Origin of the sequence: Sporosarcina sp. P18a, from assembly GCF_002743135.1 — a bacterium.
Classification (GTDB): Bacteria; Bacillota; Bacilli; order Bacillales_A; family Planococcaceae; genus Sporosarcina.
The window spans coordinates 1077553-1103890 of record NZ_PDYQ01000001.1 but is presented as its reverse complement, the minus strand read 5'-3'; the positions used below and the strand labels follow the sequence as shown (position 1 = coordinate 1103890).

Below are 26338 nucleotides of genomic sequence, written 5' to 3'. Positions count from 1 at the left end.
GTTAGAAGGTTGTCGAAAGGGGTAATGAATTGTGGAAGAAACTGTGAAGCTCTTAGTGGTGGATGACGAGGATCGCATTCGTCGCCTGTTGAATATGTATTTATCTAGGGAAGGTTATGAAATTGAAGAAGCGGTCGATGGAGCCGATGCGTTAGAAAAAGTGTTTGCTGGACAATACGATTGTATACTGCTCGACGTTATGATGCCTGAGAAAGATGGCATGGAAGTATTAGCTGAACTGCGTGAAAATAAAATTATGACACCTGTTATTTTATTGACAGCAAAAGGTGAAGAAGCAGACCGTGTAAGCGGGTTTGAAAGCGGTGCAGATGATTACATCGTGAAACCATTCAGCCCAAGAGAAGTAGTCTTACGCGTAAAAGCTATGCTCAGACGTTCAGTTGCATTTCCGAATGTATCGTCTAACACAACATCGAAAGACTTAGTCGTCTTCCCGCAGCTGACGATCGATCATGACGCTCATCGTGTCACAGCTGAAGGTAAAGAAGTTAATTTAACACCGAAAGAATATGAGTTATTATATTTCCTAGCGAAATCACCGGACAAAGTATTCGATCGTGAACAATTACTAAAAGAAGTATGGCATTACGAATTCTTTGGAGATTTGCGTACAGTGGATACACATGTCAAACGGCTACGTGAAAAGTTGAGCCGTGTTTCAGAAAGGGCAGCGAAAATGATTGTCACCGTTTGGGGTGTCGGATATAAGTTCGAGGTTCCAAACGAATGATGAGAATATGGAATTCAATTGTCGGGAAGCTATGGGCCACCATATTGCTTCTCGTTTCCTTTGTCTTGTTTATCGTGACACTGTTCCTACTCGAGTTTCTAGATAATTTCCATACGAAACAAGCAGAAGAATCTTTGCAAAGGGAAGCAGCCACCATCAGTAAAATTGTCAATGATCAGAGCGGACAAACGGCCGATTCCATGCACCAAATTATAGAGGATATTCTCGACATGGAGACGAATGCCATTGTAGTGGATCAACAAGGTGATATTTTGTATTCATTTCATACGTCCCCAAGTAAAGAGGAGATTGAAGATAAATTGCTGTCCGAAAGCAGTTTATATGAGTTACCGGAACTTGGGAAGCAAAAAATGAAAGAAATGATACTGCCTTCATTGACTGAGCAAGACGTCATGGAGCAATTTTTGATTCTATCCTATCCATTCGAACAAGCTAGCGGTGAGCAAGCGAGTGTACTCATGTATCAAAGCCTCGATGCCGTGCACCGTACGACGAAAAGTACAACCAATATTGTCTTCCTCTCCGCATTCATCGCGTTTATTTTGACTACATTCTTTGCATTTTTCTTATCTACGCGGATTACATTGCCATTGCGTAAGATGAAACAAGCGGCGTTTGAGTTGTCTAAAGGAAATTTCGATACACATTTACCTGTTGCGCAAAAAGACGAAATTGGTCAGTTAGCAACTGCTTTCAATCAGATGGGACGTCAACTGAAATATAATATTGAATTGATTAAACAGGAGAAAGAACAGCTTTCTAGCATTCTTACGTCTATGACAGATGCAGTCGTGACGTTTAATCAAGATTATTCAATTCTTTTGAAAAACCCGCAAGCTGAGTTACTGTTGAAGAAATGGTATGGTTACAATCAGAAAAGTCATCATCCATTGCCTAAAGAAGTTTTCCATATGCTTGAGCATGCAATTTCATTCGCAGAGGAAGTGGAAGACGAGTTGGAATTGGGCGGACAGTTTTATGTGATCTCTATTAGCCCTTTATACAGTGAAAATAGTATCCGGGGAGCGGTGGCAGTATTTCGTGATATGACGGAACAACATAAACTGGATAAATTACGTTCGGATTTCATCGCTAACGTATCGCATGAATTACGAACACCCATTTCGATGTTGCAAGGATACAGTGAAGCCATCATAGATGATGTAGTGAGCAGTGAAGAAGAACGTATGGAAATGGTCCAGATTATTCATGATGAATCCAAGCGTATGAGCCGCCTCGTCACGGACTTGTTGAATTTAGCAAGAATGGAGTCAGGCTATATTCAACTGAATAAAAGCCCCCTATCAATTGTGGAGTTTTTAGAACGTATAGTGACAAAGTTCTCACAAGTGGCAAAAGACGCGAAAGTGGACTTGTCTTTGAAAACAGATGAGTTGAATACCCTAATGATAACGGCTGATGAAGATCGTCTAGAGCAAGTATTCACTAATTTGATTGACAATGCCATTCGTCATACTCCGGACGGTGGAGCCGTGACGCTATCCGTCTACCGGTCTACCGGAATGCTTGATATAACAGTAGCTGATACAGGTGTCGGTATTCCTGAAAAAGATTTGCCATTTGTTTTTGAGCGTTTCTATAAGGCGGATAAAGCTAGAACAAGAGGAAAAGGCGGTACAGGACTTGGTTTGGCAATCGCAAAAAATATTATGGAAGCCCATAACGGTTCGATTTTAGCGACACGTGGAGATGAAAAAGGAACCATCTTTATTTGTTCACTACCATTTGATGCACTAAACACATGAAACTTCTCTTAGATTGAAACGACTACTATAGAGCGAGGGGATTGAATGGATGACTCCGTTTTTCAGCGATTATATGAAGACTATAACCGTGACGTATTCAACTTCCTCACTTATTTGACTCGCAATCGGGAGGTAGCGGAAGATTTGATGCACGAAGTATATGTGCGTGTTCTCAAATCATACGGCCGTTTTGAAGGGAAGAGTTCTGAGAAAACTTGGTTATTTGCGATTGCGAAAAATGTCTCCATCGACTTTTTCCGAAAACAATCGACCAGCAGGAAACATACAAATATTCATTTCAATTGGGAAACAGAGCAATTAATTTCAATAGACCACTCGCCCGAACATTTAGTTGAAGCGGGCGAAGAGCAGAAACAAGTGCTTGAAGCGTTACACACATGTACGGGTGATCAGAAAATGGTCATCCTTATGCGGTTCTTCCAGGATCTATCGATTGCTGAAACGGCTGAGGTTTTAAGCTGGACCGAAAGCAAAGTGAAAACAACACAACATCGGGCAATCAAAGCATTAAAGGCGAAATTGGAAGCGCGTTCGGTCGGGGAGGATAGATGACATGAGCAGAGATAAATGGAATGAAGACAATCTCGAGAAACGTTTACGTGACATGCCGGTCGTGAAAGATCAGCGTTCCAAAGATGAGATTATGCAGCGGTTAAAAAGTGATTCAAGACTTTCTGGAGCGAATCAGCCTATAAAAAAGCCTTTCAAACCTAAATGGTCTTCACTTATTGCAATTGTTGCAGCGATTTTATTGCTCACCATCATCCTGCCGATATTCATTCAACAGAGTAATGAAGTATCAATGGATAAAGCACCGACGGAAGATTCAGCTGATGCTATCAAGGTGGAGAGTAATGAAGAAATGCAATCGAGCGAAGCAAGTGATGCATCTGTGTTTACAAGACAGGTCACAGCACCACTGTCGTACGCGGCCTATCCTGCCAATGTCGTGGATCACACAGCGTTTCATATTGGCCTGGTTACCGATCAGGCGACCGTTGTTCCAGTTACGTTCCTACTACCGAATGAAAGCTTGCATGAACGCTTAGGGGGCTCTTCGGATGCAGTGACACTTTATAACGAGTATGCAAATAAAATAGATGAAGAGGCGCTTGGATTTATAGAATATCATCCTTATAAAGCGATCATTTCTTCACATGGTCATCAAGTTCAAATGAAGTTTGCCACAGATCATACTTATGACGTGTCGAGTGCGACACTTGAGATGTTAAATTTGTCCCTACTAGATACGTTTCAAGGGTATGATGAAATCGTGTGGCTACAAGAAGATGCTTCTGCAATTACATTGGATCAAGTAGGTCAAGTAAAGGAACCGATCACTTTGTTAGGTACGGTTTCGCATCAAGCATACTATCGATACATGAAGTCAGATGGGGAAGTAGTACTGTCCACTAATTTCGGCAAAACTTCCCCTACGGTAGAGCAAGCATTGATTGACATGAAAAAGTCACCGAATGATATGTATTCGACTGTGGTCCCTGAAGGAATTAACTTCACGGTTAAAGTAGAAAAAGATATGGTCAACGTGAAATTCACTGAAGTACTTGATTTAGAAAAGATGCAACAAGAAGAAGCGCTGCAATTGATAGAAGGCATCTTGATGACAGCGGCAAGTTTCGATAACTACGTAAAATTCGAACGAGTCGCACAAGAACAATGGATGGGATTTGATTTCACTCAGCCATTGGAAAAACCCATTGGTGTAAATCCAAAGTATTTAATTAACGAATAATTCTGTTTTGTAAACTTGTGAAGTTTACAAAACAGTTTTTTTGCGTTATAATAGGTTCATAACTAAATATTGATTCATCTTCGGGGCAGGGTGTAATTCCCGACCGGCGGAAATGAAGTAGAATACTACTTTTAGCCCGCGAGCTTAACAGCTGATTCTGGTGAGATTCCGGAGCCGACAGTATAGTCTGGATGGGAGAAGGTGAAGGTGCAGCCATCTTTTTGTGTACGCAAAAGTGGTGCTTGTTACCTGACGGATAAGTTTGTGTGATTTATCTGTTCTTAACAGTGCATTTTATTCTCCCTAAAGCATAATTTGCTTTAGGGATTTTTAGCGGAACAATGGATGAGCCAGCCTTTCCTCTTTTGAAGTGAATCGCAAAAGGAGAGAGGAACAAATGAATAATAAGAAGTTACGTAAGCTAATTTTGGTGGCTATTTTGGGAAGTATTTCAACTGTGTTAATGCAGTTCAACTTTCCAATCCCGGCAATGCCTGGATTTTTGAAGATCGATTTCAGTGAGATTCCTGCTGTACTGGCTATCATGACAATGGGACCTGTTGCAGGTATAGGCGTAGAGTTATTGAAGAACGTCATGCATTGGTTCTTATCAGGAAGCCCAACAGGTGTACCGGTAGGGGAAGTCGCAAACTTTGTGACAGGTGTATTATTTATCATGCCAATCTACTGGATCTTTATGAAGTATCGTTCAGCTAAAGGTCTTGCATCAGGTTTGATCGCAGGTACAGTAGCCATGGCAGTAGGTATGAGCATATTAAATTACTTAGTGTTCTTGCCGATGTACACATATTTCCTAGGTATGCCAGCAGTTACAGGAGATTCGCTGTATCAGATGATCGTATTGGGGATCTTACCGTTCAACTTAATCAAAGGTGTAATGCTATTAGTCATCACGTTGATGTTATATAGAAGCATGGAGAAGTGGATTAATCAGCAACAAAAGAAATTATCGTTTTAAACAAATAAACGCCAGTCATCCTGAATATATGGGAGGCTGGCGTTTTTACTGTAAATAGAGGATTGGCAAGTGAGTACGAAGGAGTGAAAGCGCCACCTGAGGACGCTTTCCGAAAGAGCAAGCTGGGGTCGACCGAGTTTTTTGACCGAAACTTACGTTTGTAGTGGATGGACATAGTGCACTCACTTTCTACGGTGGGTTACGCATTGTGCTCTTTGAACGTATTTCAGTGAAAATCCCGATCCCAACATCCCGTCAGTTTATTCTATATACGGGAATTTGTTATGCACTCGCTTACTAGTTGCACCTATATTCTATTCAACAAATAAAAAACAACACTTCCATATGGGAGGAAGTGTTGTGAGGACTGAATCAATCTTCATATTTTAATGGATCGCCTTCGAAGGCTTCATCCGCAATTTTAATTGAATCTGTAGGGCAACCATCGTATGCATCCTCGAGATCCTCCATCAGTTCTTCTGGAACTTCAGTGTTTCCCGTGTTATCATCTAAAATAACAAATGCAATTCCCTCATCGTCATAATCATAGATATCCGGCGCAGCAGCCCCGCAGGCCCCGCAGGCTATACACGTATCCTGATCGACAATCGTAAACTTTTTGCTAGACATTTGTCTTTCTCCCTTCTTCCATTCACTCAACCTATTTTGTATCTACTCTATTCTAAAGCTGTTTTCATCACTTTTCAACAAAAATACGCAATTTCTTCAAGGAGGGCGCGCAAATGAGTTTGGATTCAATCTTATTAACCATCTTTCAACGCCTCCATGGTGAGCGTTCAGCGCAAGGTGTCTATCATATACTTCGCGGAAAACGGTCAGGGCAGACGTTACAAGACGTTGAATATTATCAAGTTAAATCATACTATGCATTGTTGCCACAATTGACGGCAAGCGAATTCCAGCAAGCGTTAGAGCGAATGCAAGCTGACGGACTAATCTTAATAAATGAACTCGTCTATGTGACAGCAAAAGGTCAGATGGCGACGGGTAGTGAAATGTGGCGATTTAATGGCTGGAATTACCGAGGACGTGAAAGAGAGTTCGGAAGACGGTTGGCCTTGCTAGTACAGACGTTGTCCAATTTACGCAGCGGTGAGACGATGTTCATGCCAATCCAAAAGGAGTTGCCTACCCAGCAATTTATTAAAGGACTTTTACGTAATCAATCAAATAGCATGACTAATCTATCCACATCATTGCGAAAAGAATTGGAACACGCGTTAATTCATTCCTCATTATCAGGTTTGCAGCGTACGATAGTGACTAGTCGATTGACGGGATACGGGCTTACTGCATCTACTTGGGAACAGCTGACGGCTAGTCTAAACGTATCGGCTAAGACTATACAACTTTACTATTTAGAAGCATTACATATCTTGCTCGATTTCCTACTCCAGCAACGGAACATGCCATTGCTGACAGAATTAGCAGCGGACTGCAGAGTGGACACATATTTGACACAATCTACTGAACGGACACGGAAACTATTCGAGCGAGGCTATTCGCTGGAGCAAATTGCCTCACTACGAAATTTGAAATTGAGTACTATAGAGGATCATTTCATTGAATTAGCGGCCAATATGGATAACTTTCCATATGAAGAATTTGTAACGAAAGAACAAATGGTTACGGTTTGGCGTCATGTTGAACAGTTGCAGACTAAACGATTGCGTTTGTTGAAACAGCAATGCCCGGAATTGTCGTATTTTCAACTGCGATTAATCATCATCATGGAAGGGAGAGAGAGCTGATGGAACTTCAGAAAGTATTGCATCAAAAGTTTGGTTATGAATCATTTCGACCTGGCCAACAAGAAGTGATTACGGAGTTATTGGCTGGACGAGATACTGTGGCAATTTTTCCAACGGGTATGGGGAAGTCACTTTGCTATCAATTACCCGCCTACTTGCTTGATGGAGTAGTGATCATCATCTCTCCGCTCGTTGCGTTGATGGAAGATCAAGTGGCCAATTTGAGAAAACATAAAGAAAAACGTGTGGTCGCTATCAATTCATTTTTATCTAGGAAGGAAAAGGAGTTGGCGCTCTCTACTATGGCGCAGTATAAGTTCATTTTCTTATCGCCTGAAATGATGATGCAACAACATGTCCGACAGCTAGTTCGACAACTGCAGATTGCTTTTTTTGTAGTAGATGAAGCTCATTGTATTTCGGAGTGGGGGTTTGACTTTCGGCCAGACTATTTACGGCTAAAAGAACTGTTCTCATTCACAGAAAGAGCACCTGTATTGGCATTAACTGCTACTGCGAATAAAAAGGTAGTAGAAGACATCATCACTTACTTACGCTTAAGAAATCCTCACATACAACGACAGCCGATGGATCGTCCTGCTATATCCTATCGTATTGTGCATGTGGATAATGAATCGGCAAAAACTGAGTGGATTAGTGAAAGACTAGCTACGACGATTGGGCCTGGCGTTATTTATGTGGCGTCACGAAAACGTGCGGATGAACTTTCGGCCATAATTCGAGAGAGAGGAATCCCAACAGCAAGTTATCATGGCGGCAAAGAACAGGATGAACGATCCATTATTCAAGAACAATTTATACAAGGTGAGCTCGAGTGGATTTGTGCTACCAATGCATTTGGTATGGGAATCCATAAAGATGATATCCGGCAAGTTATTCATGAACATCTACCTGCTACGCCAAGCGCATACATTCAAGAAGTAGGACGTGCAGGACGTGACGGGGATAAAGCCGCGGTCACTCTTTTGTATAGTGAGCGTGATAGTCAGAAAGTAAAGTTCATAGTTTATGAGGATCTGCCAGATGAACAGCAAATCTTGTATTATCATTCTTTACTGCAATCAGGTACGGGGAGTCAATTGGCTGCCGAGCAAGCTGGACTATCGGAAATAGCTAGTCGTTTACTTGATTATTATTTGGAGCAATTTGATGTGGAAAATGTTATTCGACAAATCCAACAAATATATCAAGTGAAAGAGAAGCAAATTGCGGAAATGGAGAGCTATGTAAAAAGTGATAGTTGTTTGCGTGAAAAATTGGTACAATTTTTCGGTGAAAATATTTTTCCGGCAGAAAAGGATTGCTGTTCAAACTGTCAAAATCTTGATGATGACTGGCTAATTAAGTCAGAAGCATCAACTAAACAAGAAAATGAAACGTTACAATGGCATGAACGTCTGCACCAGTTATTAGGTTGAAGCAGGCTGTGTGTATTTACATTCTAGACAAAATTCGGCATAATAGAAGAAGATGAGTTTGTGAACGGACGTACTTTTCACGGATGAATAGAGGAATTGCATCATATAATAGCAACAGACATTATGCGGTGTGAAGGAGAAATTAGATATGTTAAACGATCAGTATAAAGTGGATTTTGAACAGCAGCGAAAAGAGATTAAAGAAAAAGTGACTGTCGATAAACTTCCTTCCCGTGCAGAAGTACATGGAAAGAAGAAAGAAGAGAAATATGGCCGTGTGAAAGTCATCAATATTTTTCTGGCGATTTTCACTTTAATACCTATTATTATACTACTCTATGTATTATCGGATCTTTATTCCCCTGATGTTCCAGATCAAGTACCTGTTGAAAAAGTCGAGTTGTCGGTTGGGTTTTATCCGTCTGCAACACATTTCATACATGCCGTTTCCTAAGCGCAGTACAATAGTGGGGATTTTCTTGAAATCTTGCTATACTACTAATAAAATTACTACACAAAAGCAAAGTAGACGCTTTGCTTTTTTCTATGGGAGTTGACTAATGAAAAAGGTTCGAATAGCAGGATTATCAGTTTTATTATCAGCGGTGACTATGCTGACTTATATGTACGCCTTAGCCCATCGGAATCGTGTGCTAACCCATACATTATATAGTACATCGACCCCAACTAATAAATTGAACGTGTTCTTTATTTCAGATATCCATAAACGTAGTATTCCAAAGCGACTGATAGATGATTTGCGTACGCGTTCTATTGACGCAGTTATCGTAGGTGGGGATGTGGCGGAAGGAGGCGTGCCGATTGAGCGAATTGAACGCAATATGCGATTACTCGCTTCAATAGGACCGATTTTTTATGTTTTTGGAAATAATGACCAAGAAGTAGGCACAGAAAATATACTACGTGTGATGAAACAAGTTGGTGGCAAAGTGTTGGTCAACAGTACTACATCGATCCCGAACCATCCAGCTTTCGGCATATGTGGATTGCAAGATCCGAATAACGGAAAAGTAGAGATCGATAAGGCGGTGGATTCTGCAAGCGGTTATGATCACCTGATCCTAGCTGTACATAATCCATCTTTTGTCCGAAAGTTTGAAGAGAATCGACAACCGGATTTATCTGTTGCCGGCCATACACATGGAGGTCAGATTAGACTTGGACCTTTTGGGATGCAAGACCTTGGTTGCTTCGAGACGGTGGGAAACCGCGCGAAATTAATTAGTAACGGCTATGGAACGACAATGGTGCCGTTGCGTTTCGGTGCGAAACCTGAATGTCATGTTGTGGAAGTTCATTACTAGAACGCAAGAAATTAGGAGAGTAGATGTCATGAATTCTGTAGATGCAGTAATTGTCGGGGGTGGTCCATGTGGCTTGTCAGCGGCAATTGAATTGCAAAATATCGGTTTGTCGGTAGTAGTGATCGAAAAAGGAAATATCGTGCATTCGATTTATAATTATCCGACCCACCAAACTTTTTTTAGTTCCAGCATGAAATTATCGATAGGCAAGACGCCATTCATTACAGCTGTAGATAAACCAAAGCGTAATGATGCACTCGTGTATTATAGAACCGTCGCACAAATCGAAAACTTGCGGATCAACAGTCATGAGCGAGTGGAAGATATAAATAAGCAGCATAATAAATTTATCGTGACGACGAATAAAGCGGTCTATGATGCGCAATATGTCGTGGTGGCAACAGGTTATTATGATCAACCTAATCGTTTACATGTCGAAGGAGAGAATTTGCCTACTGTCTATCACTACTTTAAAGAAGCGCATCCGTACTTCAATAAAAAAGTAACGGTCATTGGTGGGAAAAACTCTGCTGTTGACGCAGCACTGGAATTACAACGTGCAGGTGCTCATGTAACTGTCGTTTATCGAAACGAAACGTATTCGAAAAGTGTAAAACCATGGATACTCCCTGGTTTTGATAGTTTGGTCCGTAATGGTCAAATCGATATGCATTTTAACGCATATGTAACGAAAATCACTGAAAAACATGTCACTGTTCATAAACAAGGTACCCTATTTAATCTCGAAAGTGACTATGTCTTTGCGATGATCGGCTATCATCCTGATCATGCATTTTTACGTAAAATAGGAATTGAAGTAAATGAACAATCTGGACGGCCTGTTTTCAATGAAGAGTCGATGGAAACAAATATTGATAATTTATTCATTGCGGGTGTTATTGCAGCGGGGAATAATGCCAATGAAATTTTTATCGAAAATGGACGATTCCATGGTGGAATGATTGCACAGTATATTGCACAAAATATGTGAATGGATAAGTCGCTTACCTTACAGGTCAGGCGGCTTTTCTCATATATGATGTGATATACTAGCGACATGAGGAGGCGCCTATGTTTATTTTACTGACAGTCGCAATAGCGCCGGCGCTGGCACTTTTTAGTTATTTGTATTTACGTAAGCAAATTGCTAAAGAGCCATCCAAGACGCTATTCCATGCATTCATTTACGGTGCAATCATGACATTTCCTATTTTGTTTATCCAGCATGTATTTGAAGAAGAGCATGTATTTACTAATGAATTTTTCCGCAATGTCATATTTACGAGCAGTTTAGAGGAATTTTTTAAATGGATTATTATTTTTATTCTCGTATATAAAACCATTGAGTTTGAAGATGCCTATGATGGAATTTTATATGGAGCGAGTGTCTCACTTGGATTCGCTACAGTAGAAAATATTTTATATTTACTATCTTTCGGTTTGGATACAGCGTTTCTGCGTGCATTACTGCCTGTTTCAAGTCACGCATTATTTGGAGTCGTCATGGGCTATTATTTTGGTAAAGCTAAGTTTTCTGCTATGTCAGAAAAAGCAAAATGGATAGCTATTGCATGTTTGGCGCCATTGCTGCTTCATGTACTGTACAATTCCATTTTATTCACGAATGATTATTGGCTGTATTTAATGATCCCATTTATGCTATTCCTATGGTGGTTTGGGCTGACACGAGTGAAGTACGCGCATACTTTTGCGATGCAACAATTCAGAAAACGAAATCAATCAAACTTATAAAAAATCCATCTGAGTTCTTCAGATGGATTTTTTGCCTTATAAAATACTCGAAATTGGACAAACTACGAGGAAGCACAATTTTATGGAGGTGGATGTCTATGAAGCGAATTACAAAACGCTTCCTATTTTTATTACTGGCAGGCATCATGATGTTTTCCTTCTTTGCGAGTCATAGTGAAGCGTTCAGTGGACGTGATTTGGCAAAAGGCGCAAAAGGAGATGACGTCATTGAATTGCAAGCAAGACTTCAATATATCGGTTTCTATCATGGGGAGATTGATGGTAATTTCGGTTTTGGGACTTACTGGGCATTACGTAATTTCCAAGAGCAATACGGTTTACCACTAGACGGGATTGCCGGTAAAGGTACCCAGAAAAAATTGCGAGGAATTACAGATTACGATGAAAAGTATGTAAAAGGACAGATTGCGAAAGGACACCAATTTACCTATTACGGTGGTCAGTCACTAGAATCCCAAGTGAAAAAGGGAAGTGCCCCACACAAGAAGTCGCAAACCCAAATGCAAGCACCGCCTAAATATACTGATCAAGATATTAATTTATTAGCCAATGCAGTGTATGGTGAAGCTCGTGGCGAACCATACGAAGGACAAGTAGCGGTAGCGGCAGTTATTTTAAACCGTGTCGAACATCCAGATTTTCCCGATTCAATTGGTGGTGTCATCTTTCAACCAGGAGCGTTTACTGCAGTTGCGGATGGACAGATTTGGTTGACACCGAATCAGCGTGCGAAAGAAGCGGTTATAGATGCAATCAACGGTTGGGATCCTTCTGAAAATGCAATTTACTATTTCAATCCAATCACAGCTACTAGTAAATGGATTTGGTCAAGGCCACAAATTAAGAAAATCGGTTTACACATATTTTGTGACTAATAGAAAGGAGACCTAGCTTATTATGAAACGAATGATTTTCATTCTGACCTATTCATTTATTGTATTGGGAATATATACGTTTGGAACGGTACGTGAAAATGAAGAATTATCAATCGCGTTGAATGGCCAGTATTCCAAAAGTATGACAGATGCTTCACAAAAGCTTGGTGAATTGGAAGAAGCGGTAAACAAGTCATTGCTTTTTGAGGATCAAAAAAGTTCAGCAAAGGAAAGAGAAGATATTTGGCGTTTATCTTCAGATATCAAGTCATCCATTTCCGCACTACCTGTAGATGAAAGTTTCTCTACTTCCTGGATGAATTATTTAGGAAGGTTAGGAAATTTCGCAAAGGAATCTACAGAGAATGGCGACCCTGACAAATACTACGGCGTGATGCAACGCGCTTCAGAAAATCTGGATGAACTAACGAGTGAATGGCAGTTGGCGACGAAGGATATGTTTTCAAGTAAAATGTCAATCAGTAACTGGGAAAAAAAGTTGCGTGACTCACCTGATGGTAAGGCGAATTGGTCGAAAATGGGAGAATCTGTCATGGGGTATACAGAAGCGGTATTTCCTTTAACGGCTAGTGAGTCTGATGCCCAGAAGAAAAAAGAGTTGCGTGATATTAAAGAAAAGAAAATTAGCGAGGACGAGGCAATTCAGAAATTCAAAAAGCTTCTGCCGACTGTTTCCAATGATATCATTGCGGCGGAAAGAAGTAGAAAAGGTGCCCCCTATCCATTTTATCATATCCGTTATGCAGAAAATTCATCAATCGGTTATATAGATATCACTGAAAAAGGTGGGCATGTTCTGTCATATCTCATGGAGCGGCGCATGGGTAAGCCTACAGTATCGTATGAAGAGTTAGAGAAGTTGGCTAATGAGTTTTTAAAGAAGGCTGATTATACGGATTTGGTTTTGGAAGAGGCTAGAGAGAATGATAACGCGTGGCATTTTGTTTTCGTTCGGGTACATCCTGAAAATGAAGCCAAAGTATTCTCTGATCCAATTCATATCAAATTAGCGAAAGACAATGGCGAAGTGATCGGTTTGGATGCATCCGAATACATTCGTAAAGAGCAACCGAAACCACAGCCTATTCGTACAGCGGAGTGGCACACGTTCTTTAGACCAGATGTTACCGTAATGGCTCAGGAGCTTGCCTACGTAGAAAATAGTCAAATGGAGCAACGCCTTGCGCATTATTTAACAGTCGTTTCAGGAAAAGAGAACCTGGAGACATATAAGATTCTCGTTGACACGGAGACATTAGAAGTGATTACGACGGAAAAACAATAAAAAAGATTGGAAAAATTTACTCCACATGACATAATGAAAGAATAGGACGAATGGCAGGTGGAGAAATGAGACTAAGTATCGGGACAGTATTAACGTTAGAGAAAGATTATACGGAGGAATCGGAAAAATTCAAATGTCGTGTAGTGGATATTGAAGATGACGAGCACTTCATGATGGATTACCCTATCAATATAATAACGGGTAAAACAGCGTTCTTCATAGATGGTACGCAGCTTCTTGTGACATTTGTAGATGAGTATAAGATGTCTTATGCCTTTCGTACGGAAGTGCATAGCCGGGTCAATCAAACGATACCTATGCTTAAACTGAAATATCCCGGTGATAAGCAATTGATTAAAATCCAAAGAAGAGAATTTGTTCGTGTTGACACGTCATTAGACGTGGCATTACAGGCGGACTCCTCAACGTTGCAATTGGTGTCATTAGATATTAGTGCTGGCGGATTGGCAGTCAATATGAAAAATCATGATTATTTCCCGCGAAATACTGAAGTAAAATTATTGATCGTTTTGTTTTTTTCCAAAACAGAAATCAAATATGTGTCATGTAAAGCAAGAGTAGTGCGAAACTGGGAAAGTGAGAAGCGGAGATTGAGTTCTTTCACGTTTGATGAAATAGACGATAAAGATCGACAACACATTATCCGTTATTGCTTTGAACGACAATTAGAATTACGAAATAGCTGAAGGAAAAGTCTGCCGAGAGCAGACTTTTCCTTTTTGCTTATGGTACAATAAAGGCGTAAATGGAGGGGTTTTCATCATGACAGCTGGAATGAGAATTGCAATTGATGGTCCTGCAGCGGCAGGTAAAAGTACAATTGCTAAATTAGTAGCCAAAAAATTAGGATATACGTATATCGATACCGGAGCCATGTATCGTGCCATTACTTACAAAGTACTTCAAAACAACATAGATCCACATAATGAGGAAGATATTTCAAAGTTGATCGCCCAAACGGAAATCGAATTACAACCGGACGAACACGTGCAAAAAGTGTTGCTCGATGGTATTGAAGTAACCGATGCGATCCGTTCACACGAAGTGACGACAAATGTTTCAGCGATAGCGGCGTTGACAACTGTCCGTGAACTCTTGGTAGCTAAACAACAGAGTCTTGCAGCAGAATCCTCCGTTGTAATGGATGGTAGAGATATTGGTACTGCCGTTTTGCCTGAAGCTGAACTAAAAATCTTCATGACAGCTTCTGTAGAAGAGCGTGCACAGCGTCGTTTACTAGAAGAACAAAAGCGTGGAATGAAATCGGATTATGAAACGTTGAAAAAAGAAATTAGCGAGAGAGATCAAGCGGATAGCGAACGTGAAATTTCTCCATTAAAAAAAGCAGAAGATGCGATTACAATTGATACAACAGGGAAGACAATAGAAGAAGTGACAAATAGTATTGTCGAATATGCCGAAAAGAGGTTAGCTCAATGAATTTATATCCACTTGGCAAATTTTTGATTAGTACTGTTTGCTTTCCACTTTATCGAATCAAAGTAATCGGAAAAGAAAACTTTCCTAAAGAGGGCGGAGTGCTTTTATGCACGAATCATATCGATAATCTAGATCCCCCTATAGTCGGAATTACAAGTCCAAGAACGGTTCATTTTATGGCCAAAGAAGAGCTGTTTGATATGCCGATTCTTAAAACAGTGTTACCAAAAGTACAGGCATATCCTGTAAAGCGCGGTATGAGTGACCGAGAAGCATTCCGTAAAACCATTAAACTATTACGTGAAGACAAAGTAGTAGGCTTATTCCCTGAAGGAACTAGAAGCAAAACGGGGGAGATTGGAAAAGGTTTGGCAGGTGCAGGGTTCTTTGCGTTAAAAGGTGGAGATGCTAAAGTCGTCCCTTGCGCAATCATCGGTCCGTATAAAGCCTTTTCGCAACTGAAAGTCGTGTACGGGGAAGCTATGGATATGACACCTTATCGTGAAAGAAAAGCATCTGCCGAAGAGGTAACGGAAGCAATTATGGCAGAGATATCCAAGTTGATTGAACAGTATAAATAAAAGAATAAGTGCAATTTTTTGTTTTTAAGTCTCAATTCGCATAATATAGAGATAGGATCATTATGGAGGAGGACTACATATGACTGAAGAGATGAATATGGATGAAGTTAAAGAATACGGTGAAGGTGCACACGTAACGGGTGTAGTGACAAAGGTTGAAGAGAAATCAGTGACTGTTGAAATCGCTGGCGCTCCGTTTGATGGTGTGATTCCGATCAGTGAACTTTCCAGCTTGCATATTGAAAAAGCAGCGGATGCAGTCTCGATCGGTGACGAATTACAATTGGCGATTACTAAGGTAGAGGATGAGATGTATGTCTTGTCCAAGCGTCAAGTAGATGCAGAAAATGCATGGGATTCACTAGAAGAGAAATTTGAAAGTGGCGAAATCATCGAGACAGAAGTAAAGGACGTAGTAAAGGGCGGACTGGTTGTCGACCTTGGCGTTCGCGGTTTTATTCCAGCTTCTTTAGTCGAAGATCACTTCGTTGAATCGTTTGATGATTATAAAGGACGCACGATGACCTTTAAAATTGTTGAAATGGATAAAGAAAAGAACCGCTTAATCTTGTCTCACCGTGCGGTTGTTCAAGCACAAAATGAGCAGAAAAAGGAAGCCGCACTTTCTGAAATTCAAGAAGGTGACATTCTTGACGGTACAGTACAACGTATCGCTTCATTTGGTGCTTTCGTTGATATCGGTGGCGTAGATGGTTTGGTACACATTTCACAAATTTCACACGGACATATTGAAAGCGTGTCAGATGTGTTGAAAGAAGGCGATGAGATCCAAGTCAAAGTGTTGTCTGTTGACCGTGACGCGGAACGCGTATCTTTATCCATTAAAGATACATTGCCTGGACCATGGGAAAATATTGAAGAAAAAGCAGAAGTCGGCTCTGTACTGGATGGCACAGTAAAACGTCTTGTAGCCTATGGTGCATTCGTCGAGATTTTGCCAGGCGTGGAAGGACTCGTTCACATCTCACGTATTGCACATGAGCATATCGGAACACCACAAGAAGTACTTGAAGAAGGCCAGACTATACAAGTAAAAGTATTAGACGTGAATCCACAGGAAAAACGTATTTCATTGAGCATTAAAGATCTTATTGAAAAACCGCAAGAAGCACGTGAAGAAAACTTTAGTTATGAAATGCCTGAAGAAACAACTGGCTTCTCTTTAGGAGATGTCATCGGTGATCAACTGAAGAAATTCCAAAAATAAACGTCAGATTGTGATAAGCTAGCCACAAATGATAAATAAGCTTAACTGGAATGATGATGCTTTCATATGCATCATCATTCTTTTTGTGTATAATATTCAAAGATAGGTCGGAAGGGTGTTATGAAAGAAAATGAAAAAACCAACAGTAGCAATCGTAGGAAGACCAAACGTCGGTAAGTCGACAATCTTTAACCGGATCGTAGGCGAACGAATTTCTATCGTAGAAGACGTTGCCGGTGTAACGCGGGATCGTATATACAGCGCAGCCGAATGGTTGAATTATGAATTTAACTTAATCGATACAGGCGGTATTGAACTGAGTAATGAACCATTACTTGACCAAATTCGCATGCAGGCTGAAATCGCCATTGAGGAAGCAGATGTCATCATCTTTTTGACGAATGGCAGAGATGGTGTGACAGATTCAGATGAACAAGTAGCACGTATGCTGTATAAAACGAACAAGCCAGTCGTATTGGCAGTGAATAAAGTAGATAATCCAGAGATGAGAGATATGGTCTATGATTTTTACTCACTTGGATTTGGCGAACCGTATCCACTCTCAGGATCACACGGTCTAGGACTTGGTGATTTATTGGATGCAGTCGCAGAAAGCTTTAAAGATATGAACTTAGAGGAAGAGGAAGATGATTCCATCAAGTTCTGTTTAATTGGACGTCCGAATGTCGGGAAATCGTCACTTGTTAACGCTTTACTGGGTGAAGAGCGTGTCATCGTAAGTGATATCGCCGGAACGACAACTGATGCGATTGACTCTACAAAAGTAGTTGATGGACAAGAATTTAAAATTATCGACACTGCGGGAATGCGTAAAAAAGGGAAGGTATACGAAAACACAGAGAAATATAGTGTTTTACGTGCCTTAAAAGCGATTGACCGCTCCGATGTCGTATTGATTGTCATGAACGCAGAAGAAGGTATTCGTGAACAGGACAAACGTGTAGCCGGCTTTGCCGAAGAAGCAGGAAAAGGTGTCATGTTTGTTGTCAATAAGTGGGATACGCTTGAAAAAGACGATAAGACGATGAATAATTTCATCGATGATATTCGCGATCAGTTTAGATTTCTCGACTATGCCCCTATTTTCTTTGTTTCAGCTAAAACAAAGCAACGTGTGCATACATTATTCTCCAATATCCAATTGATCAGTGAAAATCATGCGATGCGTATTCAGTCGAGTGTCTTAAATGAGGTAGTGGAAGATGCAGTGGCGCGAAATCCTGCACCTGCAGACAAAGGACGTCGTTTGCGGATTTATTATGCAACACAAGTTGCTGTGAAGCCACCGACATTCGTGGTCTTTGTCAACGAACCCGAACTTATGCACTTTTCTTATGAACGTTTTTTACAGAACAGATTACGTGAAGCCTTTGGATTTGAAGGAACACCAATCCGTTTAATTACAAGAGCAAGAACCTAACTACGCAAATAGAAAGGGTGGAGGTAATGGAAAAAGTCTCTATAATCGGGGCAGGCAGTTGGGGAACCGCACTCGCTGTTGTGCTAGCTGAAAATGGACATGATAGCTTAATTTGGACGAGACGTGCAGAACAAGCAGATGAAATCCACAATCAGCACACGAACAACCGGTATTTACCAGATGTGAAACTGCCCGATAACCTTAACTCTACTAGTGAACTACAAGTGGCAGTCCAACATGCGCAAACGATTATACTTGCCGTGCCGACTGCTGCGATGCGTGAAACGTGTCGCCATATTCAGGAATTACTAACTGATCCTGCTATATTTGTCCATGTCTCCAAAGGAATTGATCCAGACTCACTGGAACGGATTTCTGAAATCATTGCAGATGAAATCGATGAAACACTGCGCGAAGCCATTGTGGTGCTTTCTGGACCGAGTCATGCGGAGGAAGTCGTACATAGACATCCGACAACAGTAGCGGTCGCTTCAAGCAACATGAAAGCGGCAGAACGGATACAAGATTTATTCATGAGCAATTATTTCCGTGTCTATACAAATAAAGATGTAATCGGTGTGGAGCTTGGCGGGGCATTGAAAAATGTCATTGCTTTAGCTGCTGGAATTTCTGATGGACTAGGTTACGGTGATAATGCAAAGGCTGCTCTCATTACGAGAGGTCTAGCGGAAATTACACGTCTCGGTGTTGAAATGGGTGCGGACCAACAAACTTTTTCCGGATTAACGGGACTCGGCGATTTGGTCGTTACATGTACAAGTGTTCACTCTAGAAACTGGCGAGCAGGAAACTTACTTGGAAAAGGACAGTCCTTGGAAAGAGTGACTGAAGAAATGGGCATGGTCATAGAAGGGGTACGTACTACGAAGGCCTCGTTTCAGTTGGCGCAGCAGTTTCATGTCAACATGCCGTTGACAGAAGCACTGTATTCCATCCTCTTCGAGAAAATTCCGCCCAAGCAAGCAGTGGATCAATTAATGACTCGCGGTAAGAAACAGGAAATCGATACATTTTTCGGTATTTAAACAGTAGGAGGGTGACAATTTTGTCCTCGTTAGATAAAATGTGGCTATCTTTTTACGCGATGGGATTCATGGTTATTTCAATGGGCTTGATTTATTTGAGCCGATATAAAATAAAAAACCGTGTCGTACAAATTCTATTTGCGATTATTGCCTATACACTATTAATTACATCGTTCTTCGCAATGGTCTATTTGGTATTCAACGGACCGACTGGAGGGGCGTAAATTATGAACAAACGAATGCTACTTTTTTTAGTTATAATCTGTGGACTTTTATTGTCTGCTTGCGGCGGCCGTCCACCTGAAGAAAAACAAGCAAGTGAAACACCTTATCCTGAACTTCAAGAAACTATCCAAAAAGCTGTAGAGCGCTATCAAGAACAGTCGGGCGGTCTATTACCAATTAAAACACGCGATCAAGAAACCGATCAATTCATCAAATATCCAATCGAGTTCTCAAAAATCGTTCCGGATTTCACTGAAAAGATCCCGTCCAACGCATTCGAAAACGGCGGCATCTTCCAGTATGTTCTCGTAGATGTAGAAGAAAATCCTACAGTTAAGCTAGTCGACTTGCGTATAACCGAAAAACTACGCGACTTAAACTTGCGCAAATTTATCAACGGAGAATTACCATTCTTAGATCCAGTTGGCGACAACGTCTATAAAGTGGACTTCAAGAAAATGGGCTTTAAAGAACCACTAACCGTCCAAAGCCCATACTCTGACGCTCATTTACCTATCGTAGTAGGCGGCGACGGAAACTTTTACGTAGACTATTCCATCGACCTCAACAAGATCTTAATGGAACAAAAGCCAGAAATAAAAGCAGGCACAGATATTCGTTATCTACTATACGAAGACTCCTTAGTCCTTCCGGCATATTCCTTGCCATACACAGTGGATGAAAACAACGAACCTGTGTTTATGAAGAAATAACGTTCTCTAATTTGTAGGTGCCTCATGTATTAGCACTTGAACTTTACATATTTCAAAGAGTAATACAAATTGTCACCATAATATAACTAGGATTGGTACGGAAGATGGGACGACTCTGGGAGGATCAGCCCGACAAGTGAGACCGCTAAAGGAACGCAGTGACTAGCGGGCTCACCGCGGGCCCTTCAGAAAGCGTTCCCATCTGGAGTACCAATCCCGAACCGTAACAAAGTTTATTAACTAAATTAGTACCATTACCTAAAAACGTTTCGTGCATCTATGCATGAAACGTTTTTCTATTTCATAAGCTACAATGCGGAGAAAAAGGAGGGCTAATGATGAAAGAAGAACTATACGAAAACTTAGCTAGAAGAACAGACGGCGATATTTATATAGGTGTGGTAGGCCCTGTTCGAGTAGGGAAATCCACTTTTGTCAAACGAGTCATGGAGGAAGTTGTAATTCCCAACATGACGGATGCCAATGATCGAATACGTGCACAAGACGAACTTCCCCAAAGTTCACCAGGTCCCGTAATCATGACTGCAGAACCTAAATTCGTACCTGCCCAAGGCACAAGCGTTTCAATAGGGGACGGTGAACTGGAATTCCAAATTCGCCTAGCAGATTGTGTAGGCTACGTAATTGATGGTGTTAAAGGATATGAGGACGAGGATGGGCCGAAATACGTCCATACACCATGGCACAATGAACCGATTCCGTTCCAAGAAGCGGCACGTATCGGAACGGACAAAGTGATTCGTGATCACTCGACTATTGGAATTTTGCTGACGACAGACGGTACGGTGAACAATATTTCACGCGCGGCCGCTGAAGTTGCTGAAAAAGAAATCGTTTCGAAATTGCAAGAAATCGGTAAACCATTCGTCATTGTATTAAATTCTAAAATGCCTGCTCATGAAAAAGCGTTGGAACTAAAACAGCAATTACATGAAAAGTATGGTGTTCCCGTCATTGCTATCAGTGCGGATCAGCTCAATGCAGCAGAGATCCAGCTTATTCTCAAAGAGGCATTGTATGAATTCCCTATCACGGATATCGAACTGCAACGTCCCGACTGGATGGAGGAGCTTGGGGATAGCCATAAGCTGAATGCACGTATCGATCAGCTAATCACAGATGGATTCCTAGGCGTCTCGAAAATTCGTAAAGTTCAGGAGATTGCGGAGTTATTGCAAGAAGAAGAGTTTATTAGACAAGCAGAAGTAGTGGAAGTCGATGCAGGTAAAGGCCGCGCCATCGTGAAGATTGATATGGATGAGCAAGCTTTTGTTAATGTGTGTGAAGAGTTCATGGGAACAGAAATGCGTTCCAAAAAGGATTGGTTAATCTTCATTCAAGAAGCGGTTAAAGCGAAAAAATCGTATGATATGTATGCGGAAGCAATTGATACGGCGAAAAAATCAGGTTATGGCGTAGCGTTGCCATCGATTGAAGATTTTCAGCCAACTGCTCCTGAATTAATTAAACAAGACACGTTTTATGGTGTGAAAATGAAAGCGAAAGCACCTTCACTTCACATTATTCGAATCGATATGGAGGCGGAATTCGCTCCGTTAATCGGCTCTGAATTCCATAGTCATCACTTGTTGAAAGAATTGAAAAATGCGTATTTACATGATCGTGAAGCATTATGGGAAACACAATTATTTGGCACACCATTACATGAAGTCATGAAAGAAAGTATCCGATATAAGACCGCGGCAGTTCCAGATCGAGCTAGAAAACGCTTGCGTGAAACCATTGAACAAATGGTGAATGACGGGAATAAAGGTATGATTACCTTCATTGTGTAAGGTGAAAAAATAAGGAAATCACGTAACAAATATAGTTTGAAATGAAGAGAGATCCGTCAAAAACGGGTCTTTTTTCTATGCTTTTCTATCAAAATCGCTTGAAATGCCGTGAATAAAGGAAAAGCGCGATAATATTGTTGCACCGTAGTTTTTCTTATGTTACTTTTTTACAGTGTTAACAGCAATAGCATCCCCTTTGAGAGGAGGTGAACGGTGTGAATAAAACAGAATTAATTAACTCTGTGGCAGAAGCGGCAGGTCTAACAAAAAAAGACGCAACTAAAGCTGTTGAAGCTGTATTCGATACAATTCAATCGACTCTTGCTAACGGTGATAAAGTTCAATTGATTGGTTTCGGAAACTTCGAAGTACGCGAACGTGCTGCTCGTAAAGGACGTAACCCACAATCAGGCGAAGAAATCGAAATCGCTGCAAGTAAAGTTCCAGCTTTCAAAGCAGGTAAAGCACTTAAAGACGCAGTAAAATAATTTGAGATTTTACATAGGAGTCCGTCCAGCAAATCTGTTCGTCAGATGGCCATGGATGGACTCCTTTCCGTTTTTTTAATTGGTATACATAGGGAAGTACAAGTAACTATACGGAATGAATGGAATGTGCTAATATTTTGGGGAAATAGGTTTAGTTCCTACAAGGAGGACATGCTGTTATGAAAGAGCAAGATATAAATAAATTAGAACAGGCAGTTACGATGATCCTAGAAGCAATCGGTGAAGATCCGACTCGTGAAGGATTACTGGAGACACCGAAACGTGTTGCTAAAATGTATCAAGAGGTATTTGAAGGGTTAAATAAAGATCCAAAAGAGTATTTCGATACGGTATTCCATGAGAATCATGATGAAGTCGTATTGGTGAAGGATATTCCTTTTTATTCTATGTGCGAGCATCACTTAGTTCCGTTTTTTGGTGTAGCCCATGTAGCATATATTCCGCGTAATGGAGTAGTTGCAGGTTTGAGCAAGTTGGCAAGAGCTGTCGAAACAGCAGCACGTCGTCCGCAACTGCAAGAACGCATTACATCCAGTGTGGCAGATGCCATGATGGAAAAGTTGAATCCCCATGGTGTTTATATCATTATCGAAGCGGAACACATGTGTATGACGATGAGAGGAATTAAGAAGCCAGGGGCTAAAACCATCACGACTGTCGCTAGAGGAGTCTATGAACATGATGACGTGAAGCGTGCGGAAATTTTATCTCTTATTCGAACGAACTAAGGTCTTTGCCGAGCGCTTGCTGTATATGCTATCATTAGGATTATATATAGACTGGAGATGCGAAAATGACACAACCAGATTATCTAATTATCAAAGCGAAAAAAGATGGAGTGAATGTCATTGGGCTCACGAGAGGCAATGACACCAAGTTTCACCATACCGAAAAGCTGGATAGAGGAGAAGTCATGATCGCGCAGTTTACCGAGCATACCTCCGCTATTAAGATTCGGGGGGAAGCTGAAATTCATACAGCCCACGGCGTAATTGCGAGTGAAGAAAAAGAATGACCGTATCCTTACGGGAATGGAGCTTACTGATGGAAACAAAAGGATTCACTGACCAAGTCGACAATTACATACACCATTTGCGACGCGCTATTTATCAGCCGGTGGTCGAGCGAGATGCAGGGCATGCTCCGATTGACAGGCGCAAAGCTTCGTTGCTCCTATTGCCTTTACTCAACGGAGAGCAGTGGACAGATGAGATGCAAACCGTGGCGCTAGCGATTGGTGCCATCCACACGGCTTTTGATGTCCATGATCAAATCGATGTCGTAGATGCTTCATCCAAAGAACAGCAATTGATGGTTCTGGCGGGCGATCACTTCAGCGGTATCCACTATAAGCTATTGGCGTCAATTCCAAACTTCCATCTCATTCGTTCTTTGTCATTGGCAGTCGGCAGGATTAATGAATGCAAAACGACATTGTTTCAAGCACCGCCCTCCACTCTTGAAGATCGGTTGCAGTTAATTTCTGAAGTGGAAAGTGCATGTATTGTGAAATTCTTCGAGGCATTCGGCTTTAGTCACTACACACATATCGTAGAAACAGTCTTTCCACTCGTTTGGCTGCTCGACAGCACACAGCGTGACTTGAATCGGATGAAATTTCCGCATCTAGTGCCGAGTACGAATGATACAGAAGATTGGATCGATCAATTACAACTACAGCTGAACAACAGATTAAAGAACAGCTCTTATTTACATACTGAAGTACTAGCAGAGTTGCAGAAAATGACGAAACCATGAGAAAGTAAACTGAAGTGAAGAAAGAAGGGACGAACTGTGGCGGTCTCAAAAGAAGAAAGAGTTCATAACGTCTTTGAAAAAATTTCGACAGATTATGATAAAATGAATTCCGTGATCAGTTTCAATCAACATATTAAATGGCGGAGTGATATCATGGCACGCATGAATGTACAGCCGGGCGCTACAGCACTTGATGTTTGCTGTGGTACTGCAGACTGGACAATTGCATTGGCTCAAGCTGCAGGTCCTACTGGTGAAGTTATCGGTTTGGACTTCAGTGCCAACATGCTGGATTCGGGCAGAGACAAAGTAGCCCCTTACCCGAACCTTACGTTAGTTCAAGGTAACGCAATGTCACTTCCTTTTCCAGACAATTCATTTGATTATGTGACGATCGGGTTTGGTCTACGCAATGTTCCCGATTACTTGACTGTATTAAAAGAAATGCGACGCGTGTTGAAGCCGGGTGGAATGGCAGTGTGTTTGGAAACATCTCAACCTAAAATACCTGTCTATCGTCAAGGGTTTCGCTTCTATTTCAAATTTATTATGCCGCTATTTGGTAAACTTTTCGCAAAGAGCTATAAAGAGTATTCTTGGCTTCAGGAATCAGCAAATGATTTCCCAGACATGAAAGAGCTAGCACAGCTTTTTGTTGATGCGGGATATCAAGAAGTATCATATAAGTCTTACAGTGGCGGTGCGGCGGCAGGTCATATCGCTTACAAATAATGAATACACGGGAGAAGGTAATGGGGTTGGAAAAAATTAAGTTGATGTCGCTTTATACGGATTTCCGCAAAGATATGTCCTATATTGAAAAAGAGCTTGAGCGATCCGTGCAATCCTCTTCTCCCATTGTTCGTCAAGCTTCCTTGCATTTATTGAAAGCCGGTGGAAAAAGGATTCGGCCGATTTTCGTGATAATGGCTGCTCAATTCGGAACGTATTCGCTAGAAAGCGCTGCGAAAATTGCAGTATCCCTTGAATTAATCCACATGGCATCACTCGTCCACGATGACGTAATTGATGATTCTGATATGCGCCGCGGTTTACAAACCGTTAAAGCAAAGTGGAACAACCGAGTGGCAATGTATGCGGGGGACTTCATCTTTTCGCGGGCGCTAACATCTATCGGTACTATCGAGAAAGCACCTATCCATCAGATTCTCGCCGAAACCATGCTGGAGATATGCAAAGGGGAAATTATCCAGTTTGATTTCCAACAACAAACAGATCAAGGTTTGCGCGACTATTTGAAACGTATTAAGCGAAAGACTGCTTTACTGCTATCCTCTAGTTGTGAACTTGGCGCACTTAGTGCAGATGCAGATGCTCAAACTGTACGGAAACTAAAGAGATATGGGTATTTCACTGGAATGGCATTTCAAATCATCGACGATATTTTGGATATTACGTCAACAGATGCAGAACTCGGAAAGCCTGCAGGAAGTGACTTGTTAAATGGTCATATTACATTGCCTGTTTTATACATAAAAAATGATGAACAATTTAAGCCCTACATGGAACGTGCGTTTACCGGAGAGATGGAAGAGCCGGATAGACAATCGATGCTTCGCTATATTCGACAAAGTGGTGCGATTGAAAAAGCACAGCATGTAAGTGATCTGTACTTAACCAAGGCACTTAAGGAATTGGAAGATTTGCCGAATGGTAAGTCAAAGAAAGCACTGACTCAAATTGCTGATTTTATCGGCCAACGAAAATATTGACGGAGTTTGTTAATAGTTGAAAGAAAAAGGCGTCAATGGTACGAT

29 protein-coding genes and 1 riboswitch are annotated in these 26338 nt (G+C 41.2%); of the genes, 28 read left to right on the top strand and 1 reads right to left on the bottom strand.

The features are described 5' to 3' along the window. Nucleotides 1-31: 31 nt before the first annotated feature. The 5 genes from CSV75_RS05645 to CSV75_RS05625 all read left to right on the top strand — a co-directional run bounded on the left by CSV75_RS05645 (nucleotide 32) and on the right by CSV75_RS05625 (nucleotide 5291). Nucleotides 32-751: a response regulator transcription factor gene (locus CSV75_RS05645; protein WP_085133365.1), complete on the top strand. Its 720-nt coding sequence runs from the start codon at nucleotides 32-34 to the stop codon at nucleotides 749-751. Further along, a complete protein-coding gene (locus tag CSV75_RS05640) occupies nucleotides 748-2538 on the top strand; it encodes an ATP-binding protein (protein ID WP_099675053.1) in 1791 nt (596 codons plus the stop codon). The genes CSV75_RS05645 and CSV75_RS05640 overlap by 4 nt, the downstream gene beginning before the upstream one ends. 45 nt (nucleotides 2539-2583) lie before the next feature. Further along, nucleotides 2584-3111 (top strand): RNA polymerase sigma factor SigX, encoded by a 528-nt coding sequence (locus tag CSV75_RS05635; protein WP_099675052.1) that lies wholly within the window; start codon nucleotides 2584-2586, stop codon nucleotides 3109-3111. 1 nt (nucleotide 3112) lies between these two features. Further along, nucleotides 3113-4312, top strand: coding sequence for a GerMN domain-containing protein (locus tag CSV75_RS05630; RefSeq protein WP_099675051.1), 1200 nt, complete (start codon nucleotides 3113-3115; stop codon nucleotides 4310-4312). A 72-nt stretch (nucleotides 4313-4384) separates the two neighbouring features. Beyond that, nucleotides 4385-4519: riboswitch (FMN riboswitch) on the top strand. Between the two features lie 190 nt (nucleotides 4520-4709). Continuing rightward, a complete protein-coding gene (locus CSV75_RS05625) occupies nucleotides 4710-5291 on the top strand; it encodes an ECF transporter S component (RefSeq protein ID WP_099631541.1) in 582 nt (193 codons plus the stop codon). 372 nt (nucleotides 5292-5663) lie between these two features. Here the strand turns inward: CSV75_RS05625 and CSV75_RS05620 are convergent, their stop codons facing one another. Further along, nucleotides 5664-5921 carry a ferredoxin gene (locus CSV75_RS05620; RefSeq protein ID WP_099675050.1) on the bottom strand — a complete coding sequence of 86 codons (258 nt, stop codon included), beginning with the start codon at nucleotides 5919-5921 and terminating at the stop codon, nucleotides 5664-5666. A 113-nt stretch (nucleotides 5922-6034) separates the two neighbouring features. Here CSV75_RS05620 and CSV75_RS05615 point away from each other — a divergent pair, with 113 nt between their 5' ends. The 23 genes from CSV75_RS05615 to CSV75_RS05505 all read left to right on the top strand — a co-directional run bounded on the left by CSV75_RS05615 (nucleotide 6035) and on the right by CSV75_RS05505 (nucleotide 26293). After that, nucleotides 6035-7063: a YpbB family protein gene (locus CSV75_RS05615; protein WP_099675049.1), complete on the top strand. Its 1029-nt coding sequence runs from the start codon at nucleotides 6035-6037 to the stop codon at nucleotides 7061-7063. Continuing rightward, the gene (locus tag CSV75_RS05610; protein ID WP_158231608.1) at nucleotides 7063-8502 is read left to right on the top strand and encodes a RecQ family ATP-dependent DNA helicase; all 1440 of its coding nucleotides are present in this window, start codon (nucleotides 7063-7065) and stop codon (nucleotides 8500-8502) included. The genes CSV75_RS05615 and CSV75_RS05610 overlap by 1 nt, the downstream gene beginning before the upstream one ends. 148 nt (nucleotides 8503-8650) lie before the next feature. Beyond that, nucleotides 8651-8956: a hypothetical protein gene (locus tag CSV75_RS05605; protein WP_099631545.1), complete on the top strand. Its 306-nt coding sequence runs from the start codon at nucleotides 8651-8653 to the stop codon at nucleotides 8954-8956. Nucleotides 8957-9062: 106 nt separating this feature from the next. Then, nucleotides 9063-9827 carry a metallophosphoesterase gene (locus CSV75_RS05600; protein WP_099675047.1) on the top strand — a complete coding sequence of 255 codons (765 nt, stop codon included), beginning with the start codon at nucleotides 9063-9065 and terminating at the stop codon, nucleotides 9825-9827. A gap of 28 nt (nucleotides 9828-9855) precedes the next feature. Beyond that, complete coding sequence (locus CSV75_RS05595; protein WP_099675046.1) at nucleotides 9856-10818, top strand: YpdA family putative bacillithiol disulfide reductase; 963 nt, start codon at nucleotides 9856-9858, stop codon at nucleotides 10816-10818. An 80-nt stretch (nucleotides 10819-10898) separates the two neighbouring features. After that, nucleotides 10899-11579 carry a glutamic-type intramembrane protease PrsW gene (prsW, locus tag CSV75_RS05590; protein ID WP_099675045.1) on the top strand — a complete coding sequence of 227 codons (681 nt, stop codon included), beginning with the start codon at nucleotides 10899-10901 and terminating at the stop codon, nucleotides 11577-11579. A 98-nt stretch (nucleotides 11580-11677) separates the two neighbouring features. Further along, nucleotides 11678-12475 carry a spore cortex-lytic enzyme gene (gene sleB / locus CSV75_RS05585; RefSeq protein WP_099675044.1) on the top strand — a complete coding sequence of 266 codons (798 nt, stop codon included), beginning with the start codon at nucleotides 11678-11680 and terminating at the stop codon, nucleotides 12473-12475. Nucleotides 12476-12497: 22 nt separating this feature from the next. Beyond that, nucleotides 12498-13781 carry a PepSY1/2 domain-containing protein gene (locus tag CSV75_RS05580; protein WP_099631550.1) on the top strand — a complete coding sequence of 428 codons (1284 nt, stop codon included), beginning with the start codon at nucleotides 12498-12500 and terminating at the stop codon, nucleotides 13779-13781. A 65-nt stretch (nucleotides 13782-13846) separates the two neighbouring features. Beyond that, nucleotides 13847-14488: a flagellar brake protein gene (locus CSV75_RS05575; RefSeq protein WP_158231607.1), complete on the top strand. Its 642-nt coding sequence runs from the start codon at nucleotides 13847-13849 to the stop codon at nucleotides 14486-14488. Between the two features lie 76 nt (nucleotides 14489-14564). After that, nucleotides 14565-15242: a (d)CMP kinase gene (gene cmk / locus CSV75_RS05570; RefSeq protein ID WP_099675042.1), complete on the top strand. Its 678-nt coding sequence runs from the start codon at nucleotides 14565-14567 to the stop codon at nucleotides 15240-15242. Then, on the top strand, nucleotides 15239-15823 hold the full coding sequence (locus tag CSV75_RS05565) for a lysophospholipid acyltransferase family protein (RefSeq protein ID WP_099636012.1): 585 nt from the start codon (nucleotides 15239-15241) through the stop codon (nucleotides 15821-15823). The genes cmk and CSV75_RS05565 overlap by 4 nt, the downstream gene beginning before the upstream one ends. Nucleotides 15824-15902: 79 nt before the next feature. Continuing rightward, nucleotides 15903-17051 (top strand): 30S ribosomal protein S1, encoded by a 1149-nt coding sequence (rpsA, locus tag CSV75_RS05560; RefSeq protein WP_099636013.1) that lies wholly within the window; start codon nucleotides 15903-15905, stop codon nucleotides 17049-17051. Nucleotides 17052-17181: 130 nt separating this feature from the next. Continuing rightward, nucleotides 17182-18492: a ribosome biogenesis GTPase Der gene (gene der / locus CSV75_RS05555; RefSeq protein WP_099631554.1), complete on the top strand. Its 1311-nt coding sequence runs from the start codon at nucleotides 17182-17184 to the stop codon at nucleotides 18490-18492. A 26-nt stretch (nucleotides 18493-18518) separates the two neighbouring features. Further along, nucleotides 18519-19538: an NAD(P)H-dependent glycerol-3-phosphate dehydrogenase gene (locus CSV75_RS05550; RefSeq protein WP_099675041.1), complete on the top strand. Its 1020-nt coding sequence runs from the start codon at nucleotides 18519-18521 to the stop codon at nucleotides 19536-19538. A gap of 20 nt (nucleotides 19539-19558) precedes the next feature. Then, the gene (locus tag CSV75_RS05545) at nucleotides 19559-19762 is read left to right on the top strand and encodes a DUF2768 domain-containing protein (RefSeq protein ID WP_099675040.1); all 204 of its coding nucleotides are present in this window, start codon (nucleotides 19559-19561) and stop codon (nucleotides 19760-19762) included. A gap of 3 nt (nucleotides 19763-19765) precedes the next feature. Then, nucleotides 19766-20476, top strand: coding sequence for an LptM family lipoprotein (locus tag CSV75_RS05540; protein ID WP_099631557.1), 711 nt, complete (start codon nucleotides 19766-19768; stop codon nucleotides 20474-20476). 338 nt (nucleotides 20477-20814) lie between these two features. Then, a complete protein-coding gene (spoIVA, locus tag CSV75_RS05535) occupies nucleotides 20815-22293 on the top strand; it encodes a stage IV sporulation protein A (RefSeq protein WP_085133386.1) in 1479 nt (492 codons plus the stop codon). Nucleotides 22294-22508: 215 nt separating this feature from the next. Then, a complete protein-coding gene (locus CSV75_RS05530; protein ID WP_037561579.1) occupies nucleotides 22509-22781 on the top strand; it encodes an HU family DNA-binding protein in 273 nt (90 codons plus the stop codon). Nucleotides 22782-22960: 179 nt separating this feature from the next. Then, complete coding sequence (gene folE, locus CSV75_RS05525; RefSeq protein WP_099675039.1) at nucleotides 22961-23530, top strand: GTP cyclohydrolase I FolE; 570 nt, start codon at nucleotides 22961-22963, stop codon at nucleotides 23528-23530. A gap of 65 nt (nucleotides 23531-23595) precedes the next feature. Continuing rightward, nucleotides 23596-23817, top strand: coding sequence for a trp RNA-binding attenuation protein MtrB (gene mtrB, locus CSV75_RS05520; protein WP_029053045.1), 222 nt, complete (start codon nucleotides 23596-23598; stop codon nucleotides 23815-23817). A gap of 29 nt (nucleotides 23818-23846) precedes the next feature. Next, on the top strand, nucleotides 23847-24560 hold the full coding sequence (locus CSV75_RS05515) for a heptaprenyl diphosphate synthase component 1 (RefSeq protein ID WP_233191591.1): 714 nt from the start codon (nucleotides 23847-23849) through the stop codon (nucleotides 24558-24560). 36 nt (nucleotides 24561-24596) lie between these two features. After that, complete coding sequence (locus CSV75_RS05510; RefSeq protein WP_099675038.1) at nucleotides 24597-25292, top strand: demethylmenaquinone methyltransferase; 696 nt, start codon at nucleotides 24597-24599, stop codon at nucleotides 25290-25292. 26 nt (nucleotides 25293-25318) lie between these two features. Further along, the gene (locus CSV75_RS05505) at nucleotides 25319-26293 is read left to right on the top strand and encodes a polyprenyl synthetase family protein (protein WP_099675341.1); all 975 of its coding nucleotides are present in this window, start codon (nucleotides 25319-25321) and stop codon (nucleotides 26291-26293) included. Nucleotides 26294-26338 lie beyond the last annotated feature (45 nt).

Excerpts from the sequence above, each read along its gene's own strand:
- CSV75_RS05640 (WP_099675053.1), top strand. The coding sequence starts at position 748 with ATGATGAGAATATGGAATTCAATTGTCGGGAAGCTATGGGCCACCATA.
- CSV75_RS05635 (WP_099675052.1), top strand. The coding sequence starts at position 2,584 with ATGGATGACTCCGTTTTTCAGCGATTATATGAAGACTATAACCGTGAC.
- CSV75_RS05630 (WP_099675051.1), top strand. The coding sequence starts at position 3,113 with ATGAGCAGAGATAAATGGAATGAAGACAATCTCGAGAAACGTTTACGT.
- CSV75_RS05625 (WP_099631541.1), top strand. The coding sequence starts at position 4,710 with ATGAATAATAAGAAGTTACGTAAGCTAATTTTGGTGGCTATTTTGGGA.
- CSV75_RS05620 (WP_099675050.1), bottom strand. The coding sequence starts at position 5,921 with ATGTCTAGCAAAAAGTTTACGATTGTCGATCAGGATACGTGTATAGCC.
- CSV75_RS05615 (WP_099675049.1), top strand. The coding sequence starts at position 6,035 with ATGAGTTTGGATTCAATCTTATTAACCATCTTTCAACGCCTCCATGGT.
- CSV75_RS05610 (WP_158231608.1), top strand. The coding sequence starts at position 7,063 with ATGGAACTTCAGAAAGTATTGCATCAAAAGTTTGGTTATGAATCATTT.
- CSV75_RS05605 (WP_099631545.1), top strand. The coding sequence starts at position 8,651 with ATGTTAAACGATCAGTATAAAGTGGATTTTGAACAGCAGCGAAAAGAG.
- CSV75_RS05600 (WP_099675047.1), top strand. The coding sequence starts at position 9,063 with ATGAAAAAGGTTCGAATAGCAGGATTATCAGTTTTATTATCAGCGGTG.
- CSV75_RS05595 (WP_099675046.1), top strand. The coding sequence starts at position 9,856 with ATGAATTCTGTAGATGCAGTAATTGTCGGGGGTGGTCCATGTGGCTTG.
- prsW (WP_099675045.1), top strand. The coding sequence starts at position 10,899 with ATGTTTATTTTACTGACAGTCGCAATAGCGCCGGCGCTGGCACTTTTT.
- sleB (WP_099675044.1), top strand. The coding sequence starts at position 11,678 with ATGAAGCGAATTACAAAACGCTTCCTATTTTTATTACTGGCAGGCATC.
- CSV75_RS05580 (WP_099631550.1), top strand. The coding sequence starts at position 12,498 with ATGAAACGAATGATTTTCATTCTGACCTATTCATTTATTGTATTGGGA.
- CSV75_RS05575 (WP_158231607.1), top strand. The coding sequence starts at position 13,847 with ATGAGACTAAGTATCGGGACAGTATTAACGTTAGAGAAAGATTATACG.
- cmk (WP_099675042.1), top strand. The coding sequence starts at position 14,565 with ATGACAGCTGGAATGAGAATTGCAATTGATGGTCCTGCAGCGGCAGGT.
- CSV75_RS05565 (WP_099636012.1), top strand. The coding sequence starts at position 15,239 with ATGAATTTATATCCACTTGGCAAATTTTTGATTAGTACTGTTTGCTTT.
- rpsA (WP_099636013.1), top strand. The coding sequence starts at position 15,903 with ATGACTGAAGAGATGAATATGGATGAAGTTAAAGAATACGGTGAAGGT.
- der (WP_099631554.1), top strand. The coding sequence starts at position 17,182 with ATGAAAAAACCAACAGTAGCAATCGTAGGAAGACCAAACGTCGGTAAG.
- CSV75_RS05550 (WP_099675041.1), top strand. The coding sequence starts at position 18,519 with ATGGAAAAAGTCTCTATAATCGGGGCAGGCAGTTGGGGAACCGCACTC.
- CSV75_RS05540 (WP_099631557.1), top strand. The coding sequence starts at position 19,766 with ATGAACAAACGAATGCTACTTTTTTTAGTTATAATCTGTGGACTTTTA.
- spoIVA (WP_085133386.1), top strand. The coding sequence starts at position 20,815 with ATGAAAGAAGAACTATACGAAAACTTAGCTAGAAGAACAGACGGCGAT.
- folE (WP_099675039.1), top strand. The coding sequence starts at position 22,961 with ATGAAAGAGCAAGATATAAATAAATTAGAACAGGCAGTTACGATGATC.
- mtrB (WP_029053045.1), top strand. The coding sequence starts at position 23,596 with ATGACACAACCAGATTATCTAATTATCAAAGCGAAAAAAGATGGAGTG.
- CSV75_RS05515 (WP_233191591.1), top strand. The coding sequence starts at position 23,847 with ATGGAAACAAAAGGATTCACTGACCAAGTCGACAATTACATACACCAT.